The following is a 23,863-nucleotide window of genomic DNA, read 5'->3' on the forward strand; positions in this document are numbered from 1 at the left end:
CCGGCGTCACCGCGCATATCGACAACTGGCGCTGGAGCGGCGTGCCGTTCCACCTGGTCACCGGCAAACGCCTGCCCGAGCGCACCAGCCGCGTGGTGGTGACGCTCAAGCCGGTCACCCACTGGCTGTTCGAGCGCCCGCACCGTGGCCAGGCCACGCCGAACCGACTGGTGTTCCAGCTGCAGCCACAGGAAAACATCGAACTGGGCCTGATGAGCAGCCTGGCCGGCCCGGAATGGGGCGCGCTGGAACTGCAGCCGCTGGAACTGGAGCTTTCCGTGCCGACCGGCCTGCACCGCCGCATCGCCTATGAACGCCTGTTCCTGGATGCCTTCAACGGCAACCATGCGCTGTTCGTACGCGATGATGAAGTGCGCGCGGCCTGGCAGTGGATCGACAGCGTGGCCGATGCCTGGAAGGACGCCGCGCTGCCGCTGCAACCCTACCCCGCCGGTTCGTGGGGCCCGGACGCCGCGGCCGGCTTCCTGCCCGGCGATGTCGATGGCAGCACGGCCGGGGACAAGGCATGACGGTGCTGGCGCAGCCGATCCTGGTCGCCGACATCGGCGGCACCAACGCGCGCTTCGCGCTGGCGGACACGGCGCATGACACGCCCCTGCTGGAAGACAGCATCCGCGAATTCCCGGTGGTGGACTTCCCTTCGCTCGGTGATGCCGCCCGCCACTACCTGCAGGAAGTGGGCGCCGAAGCCAGCCGCGGTGTGTTCGCGGTGGCCGGCCGGGTGGACGGCGATGAAGCCCGCATCACCAATCATCCCTGGGTGATTTCGCGCAGCCGCACCGCCGCCATGCTTGGTTTTACCGAGCTGCACCTGATCAACGATTTCGCTGCCCAGGCGATGGCCATTTCGCTGCTGCAGCCCAAGGATGTGGTGCAGATCGGTGGCGCCAGCTGGAGCCCGCGACGCAGCGGTGCGCCGGCCAACTACGGCGTCATCGGCCCGGGCACCGGGCTGGGCGTCGGCGGGCTGGTGATCCGCCATGACCGCTGCTTCCCGCTGGAAACCGAGGGCGGCCATGTCAGCTTCCCGCCGGGCACGCCGGAAGAAATCCGCATCCTGGAAATCCTCTCGGAAACCTTTGGCCGGGTCTCCAACGAACGCCTGATCTGCGGCCCCGGCCTGGTCAACATCCATCGCGCCGTATGCGAGATGGCGGGTTTCGACCCGGGCCACCTGAAGCCGGCCGACGTCACCGCACGCGCCGGCGCGGGTGATCCGCAGGCGATGCGCGCGGTGGACCTGTTCTGCGCGATCTTCGGCGCCATCGCCGGCGACCTGGTGCTGATCCAGGGGGCATGGGACGGCGTATTCCTGACCGGCGGCCTGGTGCCGCGCATGCTGGAATCGCTGCAGCATTCCGGTTTCCGCCAGCGCTTCGAACACAAGGGGCGCTTCTCTTCGATCATGGGCCGGGTTCCGTCGCTGGCGGTGATCCATCCCAATCCGGGCCTGCTGGGTGCGGCGGCGTACGCCGTCGATGCCGAGTGCGCCGTCGCTGGAGCTGCTGCCTGATGCCTACCCCGTTCTCTTCCGATCGCGTCGAGTTCATCGCCCACCGCGAGGCCGACGGCTGGATCGAAGCGGTCGCCGCCGACATGGCGAAGATCCTCGACCGCGACATCGCCGAACACGGCCGCGCGCGCATGCTGCTGTCCGGCGGCACTACGCCGGCACCGGTGTACCAGGCACTGGCCGAACTGGACGTGCATTGGGACCGCGTGGAAGTGAGCCTGGCCGATGAGCGCTGGCTGTCGCCGCAGGATCGCGACAGCAACGCCCACCTGGTCCGCGAAAGCTTCCTGCAACGCGCCGAAGGGGCTCATTTCGATCCGCTGGTGCGCATCGGCAAGCCGTTGCCTGAGTGCGTCTATACCGCCAACCTGCAGGCGCAGTACAGCCTGCCACCCAGCCTGGTGGCGCTGGGCATGGGCAATGACGGGCATACCTGCTCGCTGTTCCCTGGCTCGCGCGACTTGCAACGCGCGCTGGAAAGCACCCTGCCCTATGCCGCACTGGACGCGACCGGTTGCCCCGGCTCGAACCAGTGGCCGCTGCGCATCACGCTGACCCCGCACGGCCTGCGCGCCTGCCGCCAGCGCCTGCTGCTGCTGCGTGGCAAGCAGAAACTGGAAGTCCTGCAGCACGCACTGGACAGCAACGATGTCCAGCAGTACCCGATCCTCGCCGCCATCGACCAGCCCGGCCCGCGCCTGCGCGTGCACTGGGCCGACTGATCCGACGTTCCCTCTCGCCACCTCTTCCACGCTGGTAGCCAATGAGTCTGCATCCGCAACTGCACGCCATCACCGAGCGCATCGTGCGCCGCAGCGCCGCTTCGCGCGCCGCTTACCTGGCCGGCATCGACGCCGCCCTGCGCGATGGCCCGTTCCGCAGCCGCCTGAGCTGCGGCAACCTTGCCCACGGGTTCGCCGCCTGCGGTGGCACCGACAAGGGCCGCCTGCGTGGCGGGGTGACGCCGAACCTCGGCATCATCACCTCCTACAACGACATGTTGTCGGCGCACCAACCGTTCGAGAGCTATCCCGAGCAGATCCGTGAGATCGCCCGCGAATGGGGCGCGACCGCGCAGGTGGCCGGCGGCGTGCCGGCGATGTGCGACGGCGTGACCCAGGGCCGCGGCGGCATGGAGCTGTCGCTGTTCTCGCGCGATGTCATCGCCCAGTCCACCGCCATCGGGCTCAGCCATGACATGTTCGATGCGGCGATCTACCTCGGCGTGTGCGACAAGATCGTGCCGGGCCTGCTGATCGGCGCGCTGGCCTTCGGCCACCTGCCCTCGGTGTTCGTGCCGGCCGGCCCGATGACGCCGGGTATTCCGAACAAGCAGAAGGCCGAAGTGCGCGAGCGCTATGCCGCCGGCGAAGCCACCCGCGAGGAACTGCTGGAAGCCGAAGCGGCCTCCTACCACGGCGCCGGCACCTGCACGTTCTACGGCACGGCCAACTCCAACCAGGTGCTGCTGGAAGCGATGGGCGTGCAGCTGCCGGGTGCCTCGTTCGTCAACCCCGAGCAGACCCTGCGCGGCGCGCTGACCCGCGAAGCGACCGTGCGTGCGCTGGAAATGACCGCGCTGGGCGATGACTACCGCCCCATCGGGCGGATCATCGACGAGCGCGCGATCATCAACGCGATCGTCGCCTTGATGGCCACCGGCGGTTCGACCAACCACACCATCCACTGGATCGCGGTGGCCCGCGCCGCCGGCATCGTGGTGACCTGGGACGACATGGACCAGCTGTCCCAGCTGATCCCGCTGCTGACCCGGGTGTACCCCAATGGCGAGGCCGACGTGAACCGCTTCGCGGCCGCAGGCGGCCCCGCCTTCGTGTTCGGCGAGCTGATCCGCGCCGGGCTGATGCACGGCGACATCGTCACCGTGGCACGCGGTGGCATGGCCGACTACGCGCGCGAGCCACGCCTGCAGGACGGCCAGGTGGCCTGGGTGGACGGCATCATCCGCAGTGCTGATGAAGACGTCGCACGCGGCGTGGACAATCCCTTCGAAAGCCAGGGCGGCCTGCGCCTGCTGCGCGGCAACCTCGGTCGTTCGCTGATCAAGCTTTCGGCGGTGAAGCCGCAGTACCGCAGCATCGAGGCCCCTGCGGTGGTCGTGGATGCGCCGCAGGTGCTGAACAAGCTGCATGCCGCCGGCCTGCTGCCGCAGGACTTCGTGGCCGTGGTGCGTTACCAGGGGCCGCGCGCCAACGGCATGCCGGAACTGCATTCACTGGCACCGTTGCTGGGCCTGCTGCAGAACCAGGGCCGGCGCGTGGCGCTGGTGACCGATGGGCGCCTGTCCGGCGCGTCGGGGAAGATTCCCGCAGCGATCCACATGACCCCGGAAGCGGCGCGTGGCGGCCCCTTGGGCAAGCTGCGCGAGGGCGACATCATCCGCCTGGATGGTGAGGCCGGCACACTGGAAGTTCTGGTCGACGAGGCCGAATGGGCGGCGCGCACGCATGCGCCGAACACCGCGCCGGCAGCCAATGATCTGGGACGCAATCTGTTCGCGGTCAACCGCCTGGTGGTGGGACCGGCCGACCAGGGCGCGATCTCGATTTCGTGCGGGCCGGCGGCCGCCGATGGCAGTGCGTGGGATTACGATGCGGAATATGAGCTGGGGCATGATGCCGCGGCGGCGGATGCGCCACATGAGGCGAAGGACGCCTGAGGCGCATTGCGCGGCGGGTTGGTCGGCTGTCGGTGGCGGTGGGAATGCCGCCGCCAGGACCCGCCGTGAACCCATCCATGGGGCTTGCACTCGCGCGTCGTGCGCGAGAGCGGTCCCGGCGGCGGCATTCCCACCGCCACCTCGGACACATGTCGGCGCATCCACGCGTCGCAGACAAATAAAAAGGAAAAGCAGGGCATGAGCATTCAGCAGCATCAGGTGCGGGCGGCGGAATTGTTGACGGCGGCGGGGATCCTGCCGGTGGTGACGGTGCATACGCTGGATCAGGCGCGGGCGGTCAGTGCGGCGCTGCTGGAAGGCGGCCTGCCGGCCATCGAGCTGACCCTGCGTACGCCGGTGGCGATGGACGCGCTGGCGATGTTGAAGCGCGAGCTGCCGGGCGTGGTGGTCGGTGCCGGCACGGTGCTGACGGTGGAGCAGATGCAGCAGTCCATCGATGCCGGCGCGGATTTCCTGGTCACTCCGGGCACTCCGGCGCACATGGCCGATGCGCTCGCCGCTGCGCCGCTGCCGGTGGTTCCCGGGGCGGCGTCACCGACCGAACTGCTGGCGCTCTACGCGCGCGGTTTCCGGGTCTGCAAGCTGTTCCCGGCGACCGCCGTGGGTGGGCTGGCGATGATCAAGGGCCTGGCCGGACCGGTGCCGGACCTGAAGCTGTGCCCGACCGGTGGCATTACCGAAGACAGCGCCGCAGAGTACCTGGAGCAGAAGAACGTGGTCTGCATCGGCGGTTCGTGGATGGTGCCGGGCAACTGGATCGCCGACGGAGCGTGGGACAAGGTGCGCGATGCGGCTGCCGGTGCGGCGAAGATCGTGGCGCGGGTGCGCGGTCGCTGAGCAAGAGCGTGACGACCAACGGTCGTCACCCACCACGACCAACGGTCGTCACCCACCACGACCCGTGGTCGTCACCCACCGCCCACCACGCACCACCCACCCCCCATCGCGGTTACATCGGGCGTGCGGGGTCCACCAGGCCGTACTGGCTGGCCATGCGGGCCAGTGCGATGTTGTCGTGGATTCCCATCTTTTCGAACAGGCGCGCCTTGTGCGTGTTGATGGTCTTGGCGCTCAGGCTGAGCCGGCGCGCGATGTCTTCCTGGCGCAACCCCTGGGTCAGCAGCAGGGCCACTTCCAGTTCGCGCGGCGACAGGCTGTCGAACGGCGAGGCACTGCCTTCCACCGTGGACAGGGCCAGGTTCTGCGCGATGTTGCTGCCCAGGTAACGCCGCCCAAGTGACGCATCGCGAACCGCGCGCAGCAGTTCCTGCGCGTTGCAGCCTTTGCTGATGTAGCCCGATGCACCGGCTTCCAGCAGGCGCTTGGGCATCGGCCCGTCTTCCAGCACCGACACGATGACGACCCGCGTGGCCTCCTGGCCGCGCACGATCCGTTCGGTGACTTCCAGCCCGCTGACGCCCGGCAGGTGGAGATCGCACAGCACCACGTCCGGCTTCAGTTGCCGGATCTCGCGCAGCGCATCTTCGCCGCACTCTGCCTCGCCGATGACCTCCATATCGGTTTCGCCGGACAGGATCATCTTCATACCGGTGCGGACCAGCGCGTGGTCGTCCACCAGATAGACACGAATCGTCATGCATCTTCCCCTTTCACTACCGCTTCCGACTTCCACGGTAGGTACCGGGAAGACGTCCCACAAGCGCAGTTCCCGACACCTTGTTCCGAATTGCGGCGGGAATCACATTGCCCCGGCTCTGGCATTCCGGGGACCGCCATGATTGGTCCTTTCAGATCAATATAGCCTACTAACGACCCGATCTTTATGATTCATTCACGCCACTGGAACATCTGCGCCTCCGCGCCAAGGCCGGCGCTGGCGGAACATCACCAGGTAACACCCAACCACCCAGACCAGCGCAGCGCACCAGCCGGCCAGGATGTCGGAAGGGTAATGCACGCCCAGGTAGACCCGGGAAACGCTGACCAGCACCGCGAACAGCGGCGCCAGCACGGCAACCGGCCAGCGCCAGCGGGTGTTCCAGGCCAGCAGCACGGCCACGCAGGCGAAGGTCATCGACCCCATCGCGTGGCCACTGGGGAAGCTGTAGGTCGATTCCGGCGCGATCGATTCCCACAGGCTCGGCCGGTCACGCTGGAAGAACTGCTTGCTGCCCATGTTCAGCAGCGCCGAGCCGACGAAGCCGATGGCGGCAAAGGCGGCTTCACGCCATCGTTTGAACCACAACAGCGCCGCCACGATGACCACATCGGCCGGGATCAGGAACCACTCGTAGCCGAGCCGGGTGATGATCACCACCATCTGGTCCAGTACCGGCCCGTGCCAGCCATGCAGGCGCCACAACAACGGCGCGTCGAAATGGAAGGCCTCGAACTCGTGTACTTCATCGGCAAGCTCGACGAACACCGCCAGCGGCAACAGCACGCCGGCGAACAACAGCACGAACCGCCAGGCATTGCGCGAGAGCCAGTGCCGGACGCCGGCAGCCTCTTCCTCCGAGCCGGCCGTCATCCCCGACTTACCCGGCGCTTCGGACATAGTTCTGTTCGACGTAGTCGTCTATCAGCTTGACGAAATCCTGGGCGATGTTCTCGCCGCGCAGGGTGATCTTCTTCTCGCCATCGACGAACACCGGCGCGGCGGGCGCCTCCCCGGTACCCGGCAGCGAAATGCCGATGTTGGCGTGACGCGACTCACCCGGCCCGTTGACGATGCAGCCCATCACGGCCAACGTCATGTTCTCCGCCCCGGGATGTTCGATCTTCCACAGCGGCATGCGTTCGCGCACGTGATTCTGAACCACTTTCGCCAGCTCCTGGAAGAACTCGGAGGTGGTGCGGCCACAGCCCGGGCAGGCGGTGACCAGCGGGGTGAACGCACGCTGCCCGGTGGTCTGCAGCAGCTCCTGGGCGACGATCACTTCCTGGGTCCGCGACTGGCCCGGTTCGGGCGTGAGCGAGATCCGGATGGTGTCACCGATGCCTTCCTGCATCAGCACCGCCAGCGCCGCCGCCGAGGCGACGATGCCCTTGCTGCCGATGCCGGCTTCGGTCAGGCCCAGGTGCAGGGCGAAGTCCGAACGCTGGGCAAGATCCCGGTACACCGCGATCAGCTCCTGCACGCCACTGACCTTCGCCGAGAGCACGATGCGATCGCGTGGCAGGCCGAGTTCGACCGCGGTTTCGGCCGAATCCAGCGCAGACCGGATCAATGCTTCGCGCAGCACGCGGCCGGCATCCCACGGTTGTTCGCGCTGGGTGTTCTCATCCATCAACCGGGCCGCCAGCGACTGGTCCAGCGAGCCCCAGTTGGCACCGATGCGTACCGGCTTGCCGTAGCGGATCGCGAACTCGATCAGCTGCGCGAACTGCAGGTCTTTCTTCTTGCCGAAGCCGACGTTGCCCGGATTGATGCGGTACTTGGCCAGGGCCTCGGCACAGGCCGGCTCGGCGCTCAGCAGCTGGTGGCCGTTGTAATGGAAGTCACCGATCAGCGGCACCTCGATGCCCATCATCGCCAGCTTGTCGACGATGCGCGGAATGGCCGCGGCGGACTCGGGGTTGTTGACGGTCAGGCGCACCATTTCCGAACCGGCCCGCCACAACTCGGCGACCTGCTTGACGCTGGACGCCACGTCGGCGGTATCGGTGTTGGTCATCGACTGCACCACCACCGGCTTGCCACCGCCCACCACCACGCCGCCAATGCGGACAGGCTGGGTCAGTCGGCGCGGCCAGGAGGTGGGCTCGGCGGGCGGTGTCGGTCGGGAAACGGCGTCATGCATCGCAATATTCTAGCGCTGCTGCGCGACCGTCGGGTGACTCCCATTCAGCCGCGGTGGCATGTGCGGCCGATTGTCGCAGGCGGTACACGCGGGCAACGCATACGATGGCCATCATGACATCCCCCGATGCCCCCTTCCTGCAGACCCTGTGCAGCCTGCGCTGGCTGGCCACCGCCGGGCAGGCGGCCACCATCCTGGTCGCCACGTGGGTGCTTGGCCTGCCCCTGCCCCAGGTTCCGCTGTGGGCCGGCGTGGCCGTGCTGGCGCTGTTCAACACCTACGCCCAGCTGCGCGTCCACGGCACTGATACCGCCCCGGTGACCGCATTCGGGCACATCCTGGTGGATGTGACCGTGCTGACCTGGATGGTCGGCTGGAGTGGCGGCATCACCAATCCGTTCGGCTCGCTGTTCCTGATCCTGATCGCCCTGGCGGCGCTCGCCCTGCCGGCACGCTGGACGCTGGCGGTGGCCGCTGCCTGCCTGATCGGCTACTGCGTCAGCGCAGCGTTCGGCCTGCCGCTGCCCGCAGGCGGCTACTTCGCGCCGGAAGTCCTGCAGCAGTGGGGCGTGGTGGCGAATTTCCTGATTTCGGTGACGGTCGTGCTGGCGTTCTCCACGCGGCTGGCCATCGCCCTGCGCCAGCGCGAACACGAACTGTCGCTGCTGCGGGAGCGCTTCGCACGCAACGAAGGCATCGTCGCACTGGCCACCCATGCGGCCTCGGTCGCCCACGAACTCAATACGCCGCTGGCGACGATGACCCTGCTGGCCGACGACATCGCCGAGCAGAACCAGAGCACCGACGTGCGCGACGACGTGGAAACCCTGCGCGAGCTGCTGGTGCAGTGCCGCGAACGGGTATTGGCGCTGGCCGCGCCGGCGTCGCCGGATGCCCCCGGTCGCGGACCGTCCACCGCCCTGCAGGTGCTGGAACAGTGGCGACTGGTGCGCCCGACCATCACCCTCACCCGCAACCCCGACGCCCCGCTGACCCGGCCGCTGGATGCCGGCGTGGGCCACCTGCTGATGGTCCTGCTGAACAACGCCGCCGAAGCCGGCGAACAGGTCGGGCGCGCGGAAGTGGAGCTGTCGCTGCGCATCGAGGGCGACGATCTGGTCGGCGAGGTGCGCGACTTCGGTCCCGGCTTCGACACGCGCAAGGCGGTGCTGCCCGGCACCTTGTTCAGCTCCAGCAAGAGCGAAGGCATGGGTGTGGGACTGGCCCTGTCCCACGCCACCATTGAACGCCTGCACGGTGAAATGTGGATGCGTCCGGCGCAGGGCGCCGGCAGCCGCGTCGGCTTCCGCATCCCCCTGGTCCCCCGCGAGGAAACGCCATGAACACGCCCTTCCCCACCCCGGCCTCGCTGCACGGTGATGGCCTGCTGGTCGATGATGACGAGCTGTACCTGCGCACCCTGCAGCGCAGCCTGGCACGCAAAGGGCTGGAGACGCGCACGGCGCAGGATTCGGCCAGCGCCCTGCTGCTGGCACGGCAGCAGCCGCCGGCGTTCGCCCTGATCGACCTGAAGCTTGGCAGTGAGTCCGGACTGGCGCTGATCCAGCCGCTGCGCGCACTGCGCGCGGACATGCGCATCCTGCTGGTGACCGGCTATGCCAGCATCGCGACCGCGGTGGAGGCGATCAAGCTGGGCGCGGACGATTACCTGCCCAAGCCGGCCACGGTGCCGATGATCCTGCGCGCACTGGGCGAAGAAGATGACGGTCCCGACGACGACGGCGAGCTGGATCTGCCCGATGCGATGACACCGATCAGCCGGCTGCAGTGGGAACACATCCAGCAGGCGATGCATGAGACCGGTGGCAACGTGTCAGCCGCAGCGCGCCTGCTGGGCATGCATCGGCGCTCGCTGCAGCGCAAGCTGGCCAAGCGGCCGAGCCCGGAGCCTTTGCGCTAGGCACGGTAGCGCCGGGGGATGGCAACCGCGTGACGACCAACGGTCGTCACCCACCAAGGCCCTGACGGCCAGCGGCCGTCACTACCGCAGGCCGCGCCCGGGTTTTACCTCAGCAGGCCCAGCACTTCCAGGGTCAGCGGATCGGTGATCTCCACCGCCTCGCCCTGCAGCGCCGGCAGCAGCTGCCCGGCAAGCTGCTTGCCCAGCTCCACGCCGAACTGGTCGAAGGCGTTGATGTTCCAGATCACCGACTGTACGTACACCGCGTGCTCGTACATCGCGATCAGCGCACCCAGCGCCTGCGGGGTCAGCGCATCGAGCAGGATCAACGTGCTCGGCCGGCCACCGGGATAATCGCGGTGCGGATCGTCGCTGGACTGGCCATTGGCCAGCGCTTCGGTCTGCGCCAGCAGGTTGGCCAGCAGCGCCTGGTGGTTGACCGTGTAGGGATTGTCACTGCGGACACAGCCGATGAAATCGGCCGGGATCACGCTGGTGCCCTGATGCAGCGCCTGGAAGAAGCTGTGCTGCACATCGGTGCCCGCCCCGCCCCACCACACCGGCACGGTATCGCTGGCGACCGGCTGGCCGTCACGCTGCACGCGCTTGCCCAGGCTTTCCATCACCAACTGCTGCAGGTAAGCCGGCAGCAACGCCAGGCGCTGGTCATAGGTCATCACCGCGTGCGTGGCATGGCCCAGCACGTTGCGGTTCCAGATATCGGTCAGGGCGTGCAGCACTGGCAGGTTGCGCTCCAGCGGCGCATCCAGTGCGTGCGCGTCCATCTGCGAGGCGCCTTCGAGCAAGGCTTCGAAACGCTCGAAGCCGATCGCCAGCGCGATCGGAAAACCGACCGCCGACCACAGCGAATAGCGGCCGCCGACCCAGTCCCACATCGGCAGCACGCGGCTGGAGGCGATGTCGAAGGCCTTGGCGGCACGCTCGGGGTTGGCGCTGACCGCATACAGGCGTTCGCTGCCGCCCAGCCAGTCGTGCAGGATCTGCCCGTTGAGCAGCGTCTCCTGGGTACCGAACGTCTTGGAGATCAGCACGCCGGCGGTGCGCGCCGGATCCAGCGTGGCCAGCGTGCGCTGCATGGCGGCGCCATCCACGTTGGACACGAAATGCACGCGCAGGCGGCTGCCATCCACCGGACGCAGGGCGTCGGCAACCAGTCGCGGGCCAAGGTCCGAGCCGCCGATACCCACGCTCACCACATCGGTGACGCCGCTGCTTTCCAGCGCGCGCACCAGCTCGCCCATCCGCTGGCGGACCTCGCGCGCGGTGGCGTAGGCATCGGCAGCCACCGGCGCATCGACCACATCACCGCGCAGCGCGGTGTGCAGCGCGGCGCGGCCTTCGGTGAGGTTGACCTGCTCGCCGCGGAACAGGCGCGCGATGGCGCCGCCGACATCGCGGTCAGCGGCCAGCGACAGCAATGCCTGCAGGGCGGCGGCGTCGTATTTCTGCCGCGCGAAGTTGACGTACAACGGACCGACCCGCAGTGCCAGATCCTTTACCCGGCCGGGTTCGGCCGCGAGCAGGTCGGGGATGCGCGCGCCACGCAGGCGCTGGGCATGGGAGTGAAGCGTGTCGAGTCCGTTGTTCGTTGTCATGCGGCCTGGGTCGGGATGCTGTCGTTGGTATGGGAGATCTGGTTGTTGCCATCCACATATACCAGCTTCGGCCGGAAGCTGTCTGCTTCCTGCTCGCTCATCGTGGCGAAGGCAGCGATGATGATGATGTCGCCGACCTGCACGTGACGGGCGGCGCCGCCATTGAGCGAGACCACGCCGCTGCCGGCTTCGGCACGGATGGCATAGGTGCTGAACCGGGCGCCGTTGGTGACGTCCCAGATATGCACCTGCTCGAACTCACGGATGCCCGTGGCCGCCAGCAGGTTGTCGTCGATCGCGATCGACCCTTCGTAGTTCAGCTCCGAATGGGTGACGGTGGCGCGGTGGATCTTGGTCTTCAGCAGGGACAGGTGCATGGCACAGGCAACGCGGTAAAGGAAAGTCGGGATTCTACCACTTGGGGGATTGGCGAAAGCGGCGTGCGACGCCAGTCAGACAGCGGTTCAGGTCCCGCCTGCCACGCACGATTCCCGAAAGCGCGACGGTTCACCGTGCGGTGAACTGGGGATTCCATCCAGGAGCTGCCATGTTCGCCACCCTCAGCCGTGCCAAGGATTTCGACCAGCTTGTCCGCCGCTTCTCCGGCCCCACCCGGATCGGCGATGCTCCCGCAGAACCCCGGCCGAGACAGCTGCGCTCGGTTGCCGTACGCAACCTGCACCGAGCGACGGCCGCGCCACAGCCGCGCTCTGCGCAGCGGCCGCCCGCGTCGCAGCCGGCCGCTGCACCGGTCGCGGACAAGGCAAAGGCCAAGGCCAAGGCCAAGGACATTGCCAAGGTGGAGGAGCCGCTGCAGTTCCCCGCCACCGGCATCTATGCCGCGCACCCGATGCTGCGCAAGATCGCGAACCTGGAAGCCAGGCTGTCGCGGGCGGCCTGGGACGAAGCCGAACAGGCGGACAAGGCAAGGTCGGTGGCCAGCGGCTTCCGCTACTTCGTGTGCAGTGCTGCCCCCGTTCCGGCGACCGGCAGCGGGCGGGCCGATCCGCCGCCCGAGCCGACCCTGCTCGATCTGGAATCAACCAGGGCGATGGAGATCGCAGTGCGGATCCATGAAGCGCGGATAGCCTGCGGGCAGCCGGTCTACCCTGATAGGACCTGGTACCGCAAGGGGCTGGTCCAGCAGGCGCTGGAACAGCTGTAGAAAAACGGGGTCACGACCTCCCCTCGCAACTCCGCGCTCAGAACTCGAGGTTGTCGATCAGCCGGGTGCTGCCCAGCCGCGCGGCGATCAGCGCAACGCGCGGCCCACCCTCGTGCGGTGGCTCGATCAGGTCCGGCGTACGCAGCGCCGCATAGTCCACCTGGAATCCCGCAGCCTGCAGGGCAGCGGCCGCATCGGCTTCGATGCGCTCACGCGACAGCCCGGTGATGTAGCCTTCGCGCATGCCCTGCAACACACGATGGATGGTCGTCGATGCCGGGCGCTGCACGCCATCCAGGTACTGGTTGCGCGAACTCATCGCCAGGCCGTCGTCTTCGCGCACGATGTCCCCGCCGACGATCTGGATCGGGAAAGCCAGGTCGGCCACCATCTGGCGGATCACCGCAAGCTGCTGGTAGTCCTTCTTGCCGAAGGCGGCCACGTCGGGCTGCACCTGGTTGAACAGGCGTGACACGACCGTGCAGACACCATCGAAGTGCCCGGGGCGATGCGCCCCTTCCAGCAGCCCGCTGATCCCGGGCACGCTGACATTGGCCGCCAGCTCCACGCCGAACGGATACATCGATTCCACTGTCGGCAGCCACAGCACGTCGCAGCCGGCCGCTTCCAGGCCACTGGTATCGGCCTCGGGCGTGCGCGGATAGCGGGTGAAGTCTTCGTTCGGCCCGAACTGGGTCGGGTTGACGAACACGCTGGACACCACGCGATCAGCGTACTGCCGTGCCAGCGCGACCAGCGAGTAGTGGCCTGCATGCAGGTTGCCCATGGTAGGCACCAGCGCCACGCGCAGGCCTTCGCGCTTCCAGCCGCTGACGGTCGCGCGCAGCTGGGCAAGTTCGGTAATGGTCTGGATCATGAGGCGTAGGCGTGCTCGGTGTCGGGGAAGGTGCCGTTGCGCACGGCCTCGGCGTAGGCGCGGGTGGCGCCAGCTACCGAACCGCCTTCGGCAAGGAAATCCTTGACGAATTTCGGCCGGCGATGGCCGCTGTCCAGGCCCAGCATGTCATGCATCACCAGCACCTGTCCGTCGCACTGCGGGCCAGCCCCGATGCCGACGGTCGGCACCGCAACAGCGGCGGTGACCTCGGCGGCAACCGGCGTGGGCAGGCATTCAAGCACCACCATGCTGGCACCGGCGGCGACCACGGCCTTGGCGTCCTCCACCAGTTGGCGGGCAGCATCGCCACGGCCCTGCACGCGGTAGCCGCCCAGGCGCAGCACCGACTGCGGGGTCAGTCCAAGATGCGAGCACACCGGGATTTCGCGCTCCACCAGGTGGCGGATGATATCCAGCTTGAAGCCGGCGCCTTCGATCTTGACCATCTCCGCGCCCGCCTGCAGCAACTGCAGCGACGCATCGAAGGCACGTTCCGGGGTGGCGTCGGCGCCAAACGGCAGGTCGGCAATCAGCAGCGCGCGCTGCAGCACGCGGGCCACCGCGCCGGTGTGGTAGACCATGTCGGCCACGGTCACCGGCAGGGTCGAATCGTGCCCCTGCACGACCATGCCCAGCGAATCGCCGACCAGGATCAGGTCGACCCCGTTGGCGTCGAAGGTACGGGCGAAACCGGCGTCGTAGGCGGTCAACATGACCAGCTTCTGGCCATTGCGCTTGGCCTCGGCCAGCGCCGGGACGGTCCAGGGCTTGCTGTCTGCGTGGGTGCTCATCAGGAAATAACCGGGGGTGATAACCGCTCCATTATCTCCTTATCGGCACGATCCCGCTGGCTGTTACCTGCATCACTGCATCCCGCACGCGACCATGCCCGGGAATCACCAGGTCCGGCGCTACTTCGGCCAGCGGCACCAGCACGAACGCGCGCTGGTGCAGGTACGGATGCGGCACCTGCAGGCGCGGCAGGTCGATCACCTGGTCGCCATACAGCAATAGGTCCAGGTCCAGCAGGCGCGGGCCCCAGTGAACGGCCGGATCGCGCACCCGGCCGAAGCCGGTTTCCAGTACCAGCAGGGCATCGAGCAAGGCCAGTGGCGGCAGGTCGGTCTGGACGCAGGCCACCGCATTGACGAACGGCGGCTGGTCCTGGTTGCCCCAGGCCGGGCTGGCATACAGCAGCGAAGCGCGGGTCAGTTCGGTACCGGCCAGTCCGTCCAGCGCCTCGATCGCCGCACTGACCGTGCTGGCGGCGTCACCGAGGTTGGCGCCCAGGCCGATCCATGCCCTGACCACCCCGCTTACTCGGCAGCCGGTGCGCCGGGGGCACCCGGGCGACGACGGCGACGACGACGCTTGCGCGGCTCCTCGCCCACCTCTTCGGCGTCATGCGTGTGCAGGTCGTCCAGCGCGCTTTCCAGCTCACGGCCGGACTGCTGCTGGGCTTCGCGCCAGAACGCCACGTCGCCTGCGTGTTCGCTGGAAGCCACCTGGCGCAGGATCAGGAAGTCGAACGCCGCGCGGAACCGCGGGTGGGTCAACGTGCGGAACACGCGCTTGCGCTGGCGCGAGCCGAAGCGCGCCTGCAACAGCCAGATTTCCTGCATCGGCAGCGAGAAGCGCCGCGGCAGTGCGATGGTGGTCAGCTGGTGCAGGGTCACCCGGTCGGCGGCGCGACGCTGCGCTTCTTCTTCGGCCACACCCTGCTTGAGCAGCGTGGCCTGGGTGCGGCAGAACGCCGGCCACAGCAGCAACGCGAACAGGAACGACGGCGACACCGGCTCGTCGTTGGCCACGCGCTGGTCGGTGTTGGCCAGGCCTTCGATCAGCATGCGGCGCAGCGCGCCACTGCGGTTGGAACGCAGCGCCTTGCCACTTTCCGGGAACATCACATCGAACAGGCCGTAACGCTCCAGGCCTTCGAAGCTGGCCACGCCGTGTCCGCCCAGGAACAGCTTGAGCACTTCCTCGAACAGGCGCGCCGGGGCGGCTTCGTTGAGCAGCTTGGCAAGCTGCGGGATCGGCGCGGCGGTCTTTTCCTCGATCTGGAAACCGAGCTTGCCGGCCAGTCGCACGGCACGCAGCATGCGCACGGGATCTTCGCGGTAACGCTGTTCCGGATCGCCGATGAGCTTCATCAGGCGGGCCTGCACGTCCTCGAATCCGCCGGTGTAATCACGCACCGAGAAATCCTCGATCGCGTAGTACAACGCGTTGCAGGTGAAGTCACGGCGGATGGCATCGTCTTCGATGGAGCCGTACACGTTGTCGCGTACCAGCATGCCGTTTTCCATCTCGCGGTCGCCGCTGCCGTCATCGATGTTGGCGCGGAAGGTGGCCACTTCGATGATCTCGCGGCCGAACACCACATGCGCCAGGCGGAAGCGTCGACCGATCAGGCGGCAGTTGCGGAACAGCTGCTTGACCTGTTCGGGCGTGGCGTCGGTGGCCACGTCGAAGTCCTTGGGGTGGCCATTGACCAGCAGGTCGCGCACGGCGCCACCCACCAGGTAGGCGCCGAAGCCGGCATCGCGCAGGCGGTACAGCACGCGCACGGCGTTGGGGCTGATGTCCTTGCGCGAGATGGTGTGCTGGTCGCGCGGGATGACGCGCAGGCTTATCGGGGTTGTCACGGAGGGAATGATGTTGGCGCTTCCGGTTGAAGTTTCGGGATTGCCCAATGGCATCGAGATGCATATACTAGCGCGCCTGCCCCGGCAGTGACACTTCAAACGCTCCCTTCGTCTAGAGGTTAGGACGTGGCCCTCTCAAGGCTAAAACAGGGGTTCGAGTCCCCTAGGGAGCACCAGTCACTGCAGCAGGAAGCAAGAAACCCGCCATGAGCGGGTTTTTTTTGTGCCTGTGCGTTGCGGGTCGAGGCCGGCCGCCGAAGGCCCGGCGCCGTGGCGCCGGACCCGCTGCACGGCTCAGCCTTCCATCTGTTCCAGTTCCTTGCCCTTGGTCTCGCGCACATAGCGGATGACGAAGAAGATCGACAGGAACGCGGCCACCGCATAGATGCTGTACGCACCGGCCAGGCCGATGCCGGCCAGCAGGATCGGGAAGGTCACGGTGATGGCGAAGTTCGAGGTCCACTGCGCCGCACCGGCCACGGCCAGCGCCGAACCGCGGATCTGGTTGGGGAACATTTCGCCCAGCATCACCCACATCACCGGGCCCCAGGACATGTTGAAGAACACCACGTAGACGTTGGCCGCCACCAGCGCCAGCCGTCCCATGCCATCGGACAACTGCAGCTTGCCATCGACCAGGCTGCCGCTGGAGAACGCCACCACCATCAACGCCAGCGAGAGCGCCATGCCGACCGAGCCCACCCACAGCAGCGGCTTGCGGCCGATGCGGTCGATCAGCACCACCGTCACCAGGCACGCACCGATGCTGAGCGCACCGGACAGCACGTTGATCAGCAGCGCATCGTTTTCGGAGAAGCCCACCGCCTGCCACAGCACAGCGCCGTAGTAGAACACCACGTTGATGCCGACCAGCTGCTGCAGCACGGCCAGCCCGATGCCCACCCAGACGATGCCGCGCAGCTTGCCGGTGGCCTTGTCCTTGAGATCGGCAAACGAAGGCCGCTGCTGGTCCTGAGCCAGGCTGGACTCGATTTCACCGAGTTTGGCCTGCGCCTCCACCGCGCCGTACAGGCGCGTCAGCACCGACAAGGCGTCCGATCTGCGGCCCTTGGCCACCAGGAAGCGCGGGCTTTCCGGGATCACCAGCAGCAGCGCCAGGAACAGCAGCGAAGGAATGGCCTGCATCCAGAACATCCAGCGCCATGCCTGCTGTCCCAGCCACAGCACTTCGGTGGAGGCCCCGGCCGCGCGCGCCAGCAGGAAGTTGCTCAGGAAGGCTGCGAACAGGCCACTGATGATGGCGATCTGCTGCACCGTGGCGAGCTTGCCGCGATAGCGCGCCGAGGCCACTTCGGCGATGTACGCCGGGGCCATCACGCTGGCCGCGCCGACCGCGAATCCACCGATCACGCGCGCGGTGACAAACAGCCATGACGCGTGCGCGGCACCGGCCCCCAGCGCCGACAGCAGGAACAACACCGCCGAGATGATCAGCACGCTGCGCCGTCCCAGCAGGTCACCCAGCCGCCCGGCCAGGAACGCACCGATGGCACACCCCAACAGCATCGAGGCCACCTCGAAGCCGAGCGCGGCTTCGCTGGAATTGAACGCACTGCGAAGGCCGTCGACAGTGCCGTTGATGACGCCACTGTCAAAGCCGAACAGGAAGCCACCAATGGTGGCCACGCAGCTGATCAGCACGATGAAGGCGGTGTTCTCGCCCTGCGTGCCGGAGGAAGCAGATATCGCTGTGGACATGGGTTTACCCGGTTGCGATGGACGCCTGCCGCTCAGCGCAGCAGGTACTGGTTGAGCAGGTTCTCATACGCTTCCTGCCGTCCGCTACGCTGGCCAGGCTCGCCGGCCTGCTGCGCGTGTGCACACAGATCCTGCAGCGTCAGCTGGCCATTGGCAAAGGCCGCACCGGCGCCGCTGTCGAAGCTGGCGTAGCGCTCGCCGCGCCACTGCTCCAACGGCGACGCGGTGAGCAGGGCATGGGCGACCTCCAGACCGCGGGCAAAGGTGTCCATGCCGCCGATGTGGGCGATGAACAGGTCCTGCGGATCGGTGGATTCGCGACGGACCTTGGCATCGAAATTGAGGCCACCATCGCCGAAGCCGCCCTGCCGCAATACCACCAGCATCGCGCCCACCGCGTCGTACAGATCGGTCGGGAACTGATCGGTATCCCAGCCGTTCTGCGGGTTGCCGCGGTTGGCGTCGATGCTGCCCAGCAGGCCGGCATCGGAGGCTACCTGCAGGTCATGGGCGAAGGTATGCCCGGACAAGGTCGCGTGGTTGGCTTCGATGTTGAGCTTGAAATCCTGGTCCAGGCCATGCGCGCGCAGGAAGCCCACCACCGTGGCGCTGTCGAAATCGTACTGGTGGTGCATCGGCTCCATCGGCTTGGGCTCGATCAGGAAGGTACCCTGGAAGCCGATGCTGCGCCCGTAGTCGCGCGCCGCCGCGAGGAACCGCGCAAGATGGGCCTGCTCGCGTTTCATGTCGGTGTTGAGCAGGCAGGCATAGCCTTCGCGCCCACCCCAGAACACATAGTTGCTGCCGCCCAGCGCCACCGTGGCATCCAGCGCCGCCTGCACCTGCACCGCAGCGCGCGCGACCACGGCGAAGTCCGGATTGGTCGCCGCGCCGTTCATGTAGCGCGGGTGCGAGAACAGGTTGGCGGTCCCCCACAGCAGCTTGACCCCGGTCTGGCGCTGGCGTTCGCCGGCGATCCCGACCATGTGGCGCAGGTTGTCACGGTACTCGCCGATGTCGTCCGCATCCGGCGCCAGGTCGACGTCATGGAAGCAGTAGTACGGCACGCCCAGCTTGGTGACGAACTCGAAGGCGGCATCGGCCTTGGCCTCGGCACGCGCCAGCGGCGTGGCGCCCTGGTCCCACGGATAGGCGCGCGTACCAGGCCCGAACGGGTCGTGCCCTGCCCCACAGAAACTGTGCCAGTAGGCCACCGCGAAGCGCAGGTGCTCGGCCATGCTGCGTCCGCCGATCTGCTTGTCGGCGTCGTACACCTTGTAGGCCAGTGGATTGTCCGAGTCGCGGCCCTCGAAGGGAATACGACCGACACCGGGGAAGAACTCGCGCTGGCCAACGTAGAACGAAGAACTCATGGGCAACATCCTCTGGGGGAAATCAGGGCAGGCGCTGGCGGTACAACGGCAGCGAGGCCTGCAGGTAATGGTTGAAACGCTGGTAGCCGCGCGCATACGCGGCACCGCGTTCGGGGTCGGGCTGCGCTGACAGGGCCGGGTCGAACACCACATGCGCATCGACCAGATCGGCCAGCGGCATGCGGGCGCCAGCGCAGGCCCAAGCCGCCTGCAGTGCCGCACCGAAGGCCGCGCCTTCCGCCTGCACCGGCACTTCGACCGGCAACTGGAACAGATCGGCGATCAGCTGGCGCCAGGCGCCGCTGTTGGCGCCGCCACCGGTGAGCACCACCCGTGCCCCCTGCAGGCCCGCCTCGCGCATCGCGTCATAGCCCAGTTTCAGGCTGTAGCTGGCACCCTCCATCGCCGCGCGATACAGGTTGGCCGGGGACAGGTTGTGCAGGTCCACGCCGTGCAGGGCGCCCTTGGCCAGCGGCAGATCCGGGCTGCGCTCGCCATTGAAGAACGGCAGCAGCACCAGCCCTGCCGCGCCGGGCTGGCTGGCCTGCAGCAGCGCCTCGGCCTGGCCGTGGTGCAGGCCAAGCAGGGTGGCCAACTGGTTGGTGGCAACCGTGCAGTTCATGGTGCAGATCAGCGGCAGCCAGCCGCCATCGGAGGCACAGAACGCGGCCCAGCGCCCCTGCGGATCGATCTTCGGGCTGGCGCTCCAGGCAAACAGCGTGCCCGACGTGCCCAGGCTCATGCTCAGGCGCCCTTCGCGCACCGCACCAGTGCCGATCGCCGCCATCATGTTGTCCCCGCCGCCGACCGCCACCCGCACCCCGGCCGAAAGTCCCAGGGCTTCGGCTATTGCAGGCAGCAGGGCGAAGGTGGCATCCGCAGCGACCAGCGGCGGCAGCAGCGCGGCGAGATCGCGATCCGGATCGGTCGCCGCCAGCATCGTTGGCGACCACTGCCGCGTGCGGATATCCAGCCACCCGGTGCCCGAAGCGTCGCCGCACTCCATGAAGCGCGCGCCGGTCAGCCACAGGTTGAGGTAATCGTGCGGCAACGCGATGCCGTCCAACGCTGCGTAGGCCTGCGGCCGGTGCTGCCTGGTCCACGGCAGCTTGGAGGCGGTATAGCCCACCCGCAGCGGATTGCCGGACGCGGCGATACAGGCGCTTTCACCACCGACGGCGGCGGTGATCGCATCGCACTCGGCGGTACTGCTGGTATCGCACCACAGCTTGACCGGTGCCAGCACCGAATCATCGGCGGCCAGCGCCACCAGGCCGTGCTGCTGGCCCGACACCGCCAGTCCCCTGACCCGCGCACGCACCACGTCCGGCAGTCCCAGCACGCAATCCTGCAGGGCCCGGGTCCAACTGGCCGCGTCCTGTTCGCGACTGCCATCCTCGCCGCTGTCCAGCGCAAGCGAACGCGACTGCTGCCCCACCACCTTGCGTGCTGCCGGATCGTAAGCCAGTACCTTCAGGCTTTGCGTCCCCGCGTCGATTCCCAGATAGACCGCCCCTTCCCCGCTACTTTCCTGCCGCACCCGCCACTCCCACGTCGCGATGTCCACCGATGGACATCGAGTGTTGCCGCCCCGATCCCACGTGGCAATGTGCAGTGCATCAAATCCCGGGCCGGACCGCCTCCCGCCGACCATGGGTCGGCGCTACCGCGTGTTTGCACGGAACCTGTCAGCGGGTCGGGCGGCGGGGCTGGGCGGGGGCGTTGAGCGCCATGGAGGGCGCGAAACGAGGCCCGCAGGAGCGGCTTCTGCCGTCCCCCGCCCAGCCCCGCCGGCCGACCCGCGCACCGAGTCCACACAACCCGCCAGCCGCCAGCGGGTTCCACCGGTTCGACCACCCCCACCCCAACCTGTTCTAGAATTAGCGGCTTGAAAGACGGATCTGCCTCCCCCCATGCCCTTTGTCGTCACTGAAAACTGCATCAAGTGCAAGCACACCGATTGCGTGGAAGTGTGCCCCGTGGACTGCTTCCACGAAGGCCCGAACTTCCTGGTGATCGATCCGGATGAGTGCATCGACTGCACCCTGTGCGAACCCGAATGCCCGGTCAACGCGATCTTCCCCGAAGACGACGTCCCGGCTGGACAGGAAGTGTTCGTGGGATTGAACGCGGAACTGGCGAAGGAATGGCCGGTGCTGACCGTGCGCAAGGACCCGCCTGCCGATGCCGGCGACTGGGATGGCAAGCCGGACAAACTGCCGCTGCTGGAGCGCTGAACCCCGCGCACGGCAACGAAGAAGGGCGCCCTCGGGCGCCCTTCTTCGTTGCTGCCGCCAGCCCCGCCAAGGCGGGCGCGGGTTACGGAGCCAGCTTGGCCTTCAGCGCAGCGATCAGCTTGACCGGCGCTTCGGCGGTAGCCGGCAGGCCACGCGGATCGACCGCCGACACGTACGAGCCGCCATTGACCGCCACGACACGTACCAGGAAGTTGCTGCCTTCGAAGGCCACGTCGTAGGAACCCAGCAACTGGGCGCGGGTGGCGATGGTGAGCCCCTCGATGGCCTCCAGTGCGGTACCGACGTCGGTGAAGGCCTGGTCCTTGCCAGCGGTGACGTTGAATCCGGACGCATTGTTGGCCGGCGCGGCCGGGGCCTGGCCCGCGGCAGCGGCCGGGGCCGGACGCGACGCCTGCGAGGCCAGCACCGAGCCGGTCTCACCGGTGGTGGCGGCCTTGCCGGCACCCGCCGGTGCGGTCAGGTCCGGCGGGACTTCCAGCGGGCGCACTTCCGGGGCCAGCGCGTAATCGCCGCGCGCACCCTTCTTGAAGCAGCCGGTGGTGGCCACGACGGTGCCCAGGGCAAGGATCGCGATGGACAGCACGCGGAAGGTGGAAACGGATTGACGCATGGGAATCTCCTGGAAAGCCACGAGGGGGTCAGTGGCTGGAAAGGGCTTCGAGCGCGGCGATGTCGCCGGCCAGATGCTCGGCCGCGGGCTGGTGTGCTGCCGACAGCGGCAGCAACGGCAGGCGCAGGTCATGGCCGATGCCGATCCGGCGCAACAACGCCTTGACCGGGATCGGATTGGGTTCGACACCACAGAAATCATGGAACGGCTGCAGGCGCGCGTCCCAGCTTCCGGTCGCATCATGGTCGTGGGCGGCGGCAAGCTCGCACATGCGGCGGTAAGCACCCGGCAGCGCGTTGGAGCCTACCGAGATCAGGCCGTCCATCCCGGCCTGGATCGAGCGCGCGGCGGTGCCGTCATCGCCGCTGAGGATGGCGAAGTCGGCGCTGCGCAACGCCAGCAGGGCCTTCACCCGGCCGTTGTCACCCACCGCTTCCTTGATGCCGACGATGTTCGGATGGCCAGCCAGTTCGGCCACGGTTTCCGGCAGCATGTCGCAGCCGGTGCGGCCGGGCACGTTGTAAAGCACCACCGGCAGGCCACCGTGGTCGGCCACGGCGCGGTAATGCGCGATGAGCCCGGCCTGGGTCGGACGCACGTAGGGCGGGGTCACCACCAGCGCGTGGGTGGCCCCGGCCGCGGCGGCGCGGCGGGTCTGTTCGATGGTCTTGGCGGTGCCGGACAAGCCGGTACCGGCCAGTACCGGCACGCGGCCGGCGATGCGCTCGACCGCGCTGGCCAGCAGCTGGTCGTATTCCGTATCGGACAAGGTGGCCGCTTCGCCGGTGGAGCCCGCCACGACCACGCCGTGCACGCCTCCTTCCAGCTGCAGGTGCAGCAGGCGCTGCCAACCATCGGTGTCGAGGGAGCCGTCGGCCCGGAAGGGGGTCGCCAGCGCGGTGATGAGGCCGGAAAGGGACAAGGCGTGCTGCTCGTGGCTGTAGGGGGGAGAAACCGGACGGCAGGGAGCACCGGCCGCCCTGCATGTTACTTGCGGCGCGAAAGCGCGGGCAAGTATGCTGGGCACCGGTGAATCCCCGCCCGTTGGGGGCATTCAGACTCACGCACGCATTACCCGGAATCGCCTTGACCGACACCACCCCGCGCCCTTCGCCCAGCGAAAACCATCTCCTGATCAACGCCTACACGACGCATCCGGAGTCCCCCCTGCTGCCCGTCACCCGCCGCATCGCCGACAGCGGCTGCAACCTGGTGGACGCACGCCTGTCCACGGTGGGCCGCGATGTCTCGGTCACCGCGCTGGCGACCGGCTCCTGGGATTCGGTGGCCAAGCTGGAGGCCATGCTGACCCGTCTGGAGCGCGAAGAAGGCCTCAAGCTGGTCTGGTACCGCACCGAAGCCAAGCAGGCACAGTCCAACCTGCTGCCCTACATCGTGGAAGTGATCGCCGCCGACAAGCCGGGGATCCTGTTCCAGCTGGCCGATTTCTTCGACCGCCAGGGCATCACCATCGAAAGCCTGCAGAGCACCCGCTACCGCGCGATGCAGACCGGCGCGGAGATGTTCAGCGCGCAGGTCACCATCGGCGTTCCGGCGAACATGCACATCGCCGCGCTGCGCGATGATTTCCTGGAGTTCTGCGACCACCTGAACCTGGACGCGATCATGGATCCGATGAAGTTCTGAATGTTTTTT

The 23,863-nt window shown here is 67.7% G+C and carries 23 protein-coding genes, 1 tRNA gene and 1 pseudogene; 11 read left to right on the plus strand and 14 right to left on the minus strand.

The window, feature by feature from the left end:
• The 5 genes and pseudogenes from ACI2JH_RS06005 to eda form a co-directional block, all read left to right on the plus strand.
• Window positions 1-530: pseudogene (locus ACI2JH_RS06005) on the plus strand (glucose-6-phosphate dehydrogenase); the annotation flags it as partial.
• On the plus strand, window positions 527-1,534 hold the full coding sequence (gene glk, locus ACI2JH_RS06010) for a glucokinase (RefSeq protein ID WP_101099858.1): 1,008 nt from the start codon (window positions 527-529) through the stop codon (window positions 1,532-1,534). The pseudogene ACI2JH_RS06005 and the gene glk, both read left to right, overlap by 4 nt.
• Window positions 1,534-2,256 (plus strand): 6-phosphogluconolactonase, encoded by a 723-nt coding sequence (pgl, locus tag ACI2JH_RS06015; RefSeq protein WP_101099857.1) that lies wholly within the window; start codon window positions 1,534-1,536, stop codon window positions 2,254-2,256. The genes glk and pgl overlap by 1 nt, the downstream gene beginning before the upstream one ends.
• Before the next feature lie 41 nt (window positions 2,257-2,297).
• Entirely contained in the window at window positions 2,298-4,214 is a 1,917-nt protein-coding gene (edd, locus tag ACI2JH_RS06020) for a phosphogluconate dehydratase (RefSeq protein ID WP_404735687.1), read from the plus strand.
• Window positions 4,215-4,412: 198 nt separating this feature from the next.
• Entirely contained in the window at window positions 4,413-5,072 is a 660-nt protein-coding gene (gene eda / locus ACI2JH_RS06025) for a bifunctional 4-hydroxy-2-oxoglutarate aldolase/2-dehydro-3-deoxy-phosphogluconate aldolase (RefSeq protein WP_182655518.1), read from the plus strand.
• A 112-nt stretch (window positions 5,073-5,184) separates the two neighbouring features.
• Here eda and ACI2JH_RS06030 read toward each other — a convergent pair whose 3' ends face one another.
• The 3 genes from ACI2JH_RS06030 to ispG form a co-directional block, all read right to left on the minus strand.
• A complete protein-coding gene (locus ACI2JH_RS06030) occupies window positions 5,185-5,832 on the minus strand; it encodes a response regulator (protein ID WP_042614023.1) in 648 nt (215 codons plus the stop codon).
• 195 nt (window positions 5,833-6,027) lie between these two features.
• Window positions 6,028-6,753 carry a phosphatase PAP2 family protein gene (locus tag ACI2JH_RS06035; RefSeq protein ID WP_182655516.1) on the minus strand — a complete coding sequence of 242 codons (726 nt, stop codon included), beginning with the start codon at window positions 6,751-6,753 and terminating at the stop codon, window positions 6,028-6,030.
• Window positions 6,734-7,999, minus strand: a complete 1,266-nt coding sequence (gene ispG, locus ACI2JH_RS06040; RefSeq protein ID WP_191771249.1) for a flavodoxin-dependent (E)-4-hydroxy-3-methylbut-2-enyl-diphosphate synthase — start codon at window positions 7,997-7,999, stop codon at window positions 6,734-6,736. Before ispG ends, ACI2JH_RS06035 begins: the two co-directional genes overlap by 20 nt.
• A gap of 113 nt (window positions 8,000-8,112) precedes the next feature.
• Here ispG and ACI2JH_RS06045 point away from each other — a divergent pair, with 113 nt between their 5' ends.
• Entirely contained in the window at window positions 8,113-9,342 is a 1,230-nt protein-coding gene (locus tag ACI2JH_RS06045) for an ATP-binding protein (RefSeq protein WP_349999285.1), read from the plus strand.
• On the plus strand, window positions 9,339-9,920 hold the full coding sequence (locus ACI2JH_RS06050; protein ID WP_101099852.1) for a response regulator transcription factor: 582 nt from the start codon (window positions 9,339-9,341) through the stop codon (window positions 9,918-9,920). Before ACI2JH_RS06045 ends, ACI2JH_RS06050 begins: the two co-directional genes overlap by 4 nt.
• 104 nt (window positions 9,921-10,024) lie before the next feature.
• Here the strand turns inward: ACI2JH_RS06050 and pgi are convergent, their stop codons facing one another.
• Both pgi and panD read right to left on the minus strand, forming a co-directional pair.
• Window positions 10,025-11,536, minus strand: a complete 1,512-nt coding sequence (pgi, locus tag ACI2JH_RS06055; RefSeq protein WP_349999286.1) for a glucose-6-phosphate isomerase — start codon at window positions 11,534-11,536, stop codon at window positions 10,025-10,027.
• On the minus strand, window positions 11,533-11,913 hold the full coding sequence (gene panD, locus ACI2JH_RS06060; RefSeq protein ID WP_042614028.1) for an aspartate 1-decarboxylase: 381 nt from the start codon (window positions 11,911-11,913) through the stop codon (window positions 11,533-11,535). Before panD ends, pgi begins: the two co-directional genes overlap by 4 nt.
• A gap of 170 nt (window positions 11,914-12,083) precedes the next feature.
• Between panD and ACI2JH_RS06065 the strand changes: the two genes are divergently transcribed.
• Window positions 12,084-12,701, plus strand: a complete 618-nt coding sequence (locus ACI2JH_RS06065) for a hypothetical protein (protein WP_404735688.1) — start codon at window positions 12,084-12,086, stop codon at window positions 12,699-12,701.
• Between the two features lie 37 nt (window positions 12,702-12,738).
• Here ACI2JH_RS06065 and panC read toward each other — a convergent pair whose 3' ends face one another.
• From panC to pcnB, 4 genes are read right to left on the minus strand one after another with little or no spacing between them, the layout of a single operon-like run.
• Window positions 12,739-13,578, minus strand: coding sequence for a pantoate--beta-alanine ligase (gene panC, locus ACI2JH_RS06070; RefSeq protein WP_042614030.1), 840 nt, complete (start codon window positions 13,576-13,578; stop codon window positions 12,739-12,741).
• Window positions 13,575-14,390 (minus strand): 3-methyl-2-oxobutanoate hydroxymethyltransferase, encoded by an 816-nt coding sequence (gene panB / locus ACI2JH_RS06075; protein ID WP_404735689.1) that lies wholly within the window; start codon window positions 14,388-14,390, stop codon window positions 13,575-13,577. The genes panC and panB overlap by 4 nt, the downstream gene beginning before the upstream one ends.
• Window positions 14,391-14,421: 31 nt before the next feature.
• Window positions 14,422-14,910 carry a 2-amino-4-hydroxy-6-hydroxymethyldihydropteridine diphosphokinase gene (folK, locus tag ACI2JH_RS06080; protein ID WP_101099847.1) on the minus strand — a complete coding sequence of 163 codons (489 nt, stop codon included), beginning with the start codon at window positions 14,908-14,910 and terminating at the stop codon, window positions 14,422-14,424.
• A gap of 5 nt (window positions 14,911-14,915) precedes the next feature.
• Window positions 14,916-16,295 (minus strand): polynucleotide adenylyltransferase PcnB, encoded by a 1,380-nt coding sequence (gene pcnB, locus ACI2JH_RS06085; RefSeq protein WP_404735785.1) that lies wholly within the window; start codon window positions 16,293-16,295, stop codon window positions 14,916-14,918.
• 53 nt (window positions 16,296-16,348) lie between these two features.
• Between pcnB and ACI2JH_RS06090 the strand changes: the two genes are divergently transcribed.
• A tRNA-Glu gene (locus ACI2JH_RS06090) sits at window positions 16,349-16,423 on the plus strand.
• Window positions 16,424-16,541: 118 nt separating this feature from the next.
• Here ACI2JH_RS06090 and ACI2JH_RS06095 read toward each other — a convergent pair.
• From ACI2JH_RS06095 to xylB, 3 genes are read right to left on the minus strand one after another with little or no spacing between them, the layout of a single operon-like run.
• Window positions 16,542-17,966, minus strand: a complete 1,425-nt coding sequence (locus ACI2JH_RS06095; RefSeq protein ID WP_404735690.1) for a sugar porter family MFS transporter — start codon at window positions 17,964-17,966, stop codon at window positions 16,542-16,544.
• 32 nt (window positions 17,967-17,998) lie between these two features.
• On the minus strand, window positions 17,999-19,339 hold the full coding sequence (gene xylA, locus ACI2JH_RS06100) for a xylose isomerase (RefSeq protein ID WP_182655508.1): 1,341 nt from the start codon (window positions 19,337-19,339) through the stop codon (window positions 17,999-18,001).
• 22 nt (window positions 19,340-19,361) lie between these two features.
• Window positions 19,362-20,900: a xylulokinase gene (gene xylB, locus ACI2JH_RS06105; protein WP_404735786.1), complete on the minus strand. Its 1,539-nt coding sequence runs from the start codon at window positions 20,898-20,900 to the stop codon at window positions 19,362-19,364.
• Between the two features lie 352 nt (window positions 20,901-21,252).
• Here xylB and fdxA point away from each other — a divergent pair, with 352 nt between their 5' ends.
• Complete coding sequence (fdxA, locus tag ACI2JH_RS06110; RefSeq protein WP_042615187.1) at window positions 21,253-21,576, plus strand: ferredoxin FdxA; 324 nt, start codon at window positions 21,253-21,255, stop codon at window positions 21,574-21,576.
• A gap of 82 nt (window positions 21,577-21,658) precedes the next feature.
• Here the strand turns inward: fdxA and ACI2JH_RS06115 are convergent, their stop codons facing one another.
• Both ACI2JH_RS06115 and dapA read right to left on the minus strand, forming a co-directional pair.
• A complete protein-coding gene (locus tag ACI2JH_RS06115) occupies window positions 21,659-22,207 on the minus strand; it encodes a hypothetical protein (RefSeq protein WP_101099842.1) in 549 nt (182 codons plus the stop codon).
• A gap of 28 nt (window positions 22,208-22,235) precedes the next feature.
• Window positions 22,236-23,129 (minus strand): 4-hydroxy-tetrahydrodipicolinate synthase, encoded by an 894-nt coding sequence (dapA, locus tag ACI2JH_RS06120; protein ID WP_101099841.1) that lies wholly within the window; start codon window positions 23,127-23,129, stop codon window positions 22,236-22,238.
• A gap of 164 nt (window positions 23,130-23,293) precedes the next feature.
• Here dapA and ACI2JH_RS06125 point away from each other — a divergent pair, with 164 nt between their 5' ends.
• Complete coding sequence (locus ACI2JH_RS06125) at window positions 23,294-23,854, plus strand: glycine cleavage system protein R (RefSeq protein WP_042615184.1); 561 nt, start codon at window positions 23,294-23,296, stop codon at window positions 23,852-23,854.
• Window positions 23,855-23,863 lie beyond the last annotated feature (9 nt).

This window comes from Stenotrophomonas sp. NPDC078853 (genome assembly GCF_044901215.1).
GTDB classification, from domain to species: Bacteria; Pseudomonadota; Gammaproteobacteria; order Xanthomonadales; family Xanthomonadaceae; genus Stenotrophomonas; species Stenotrophomonas lacuserhaii.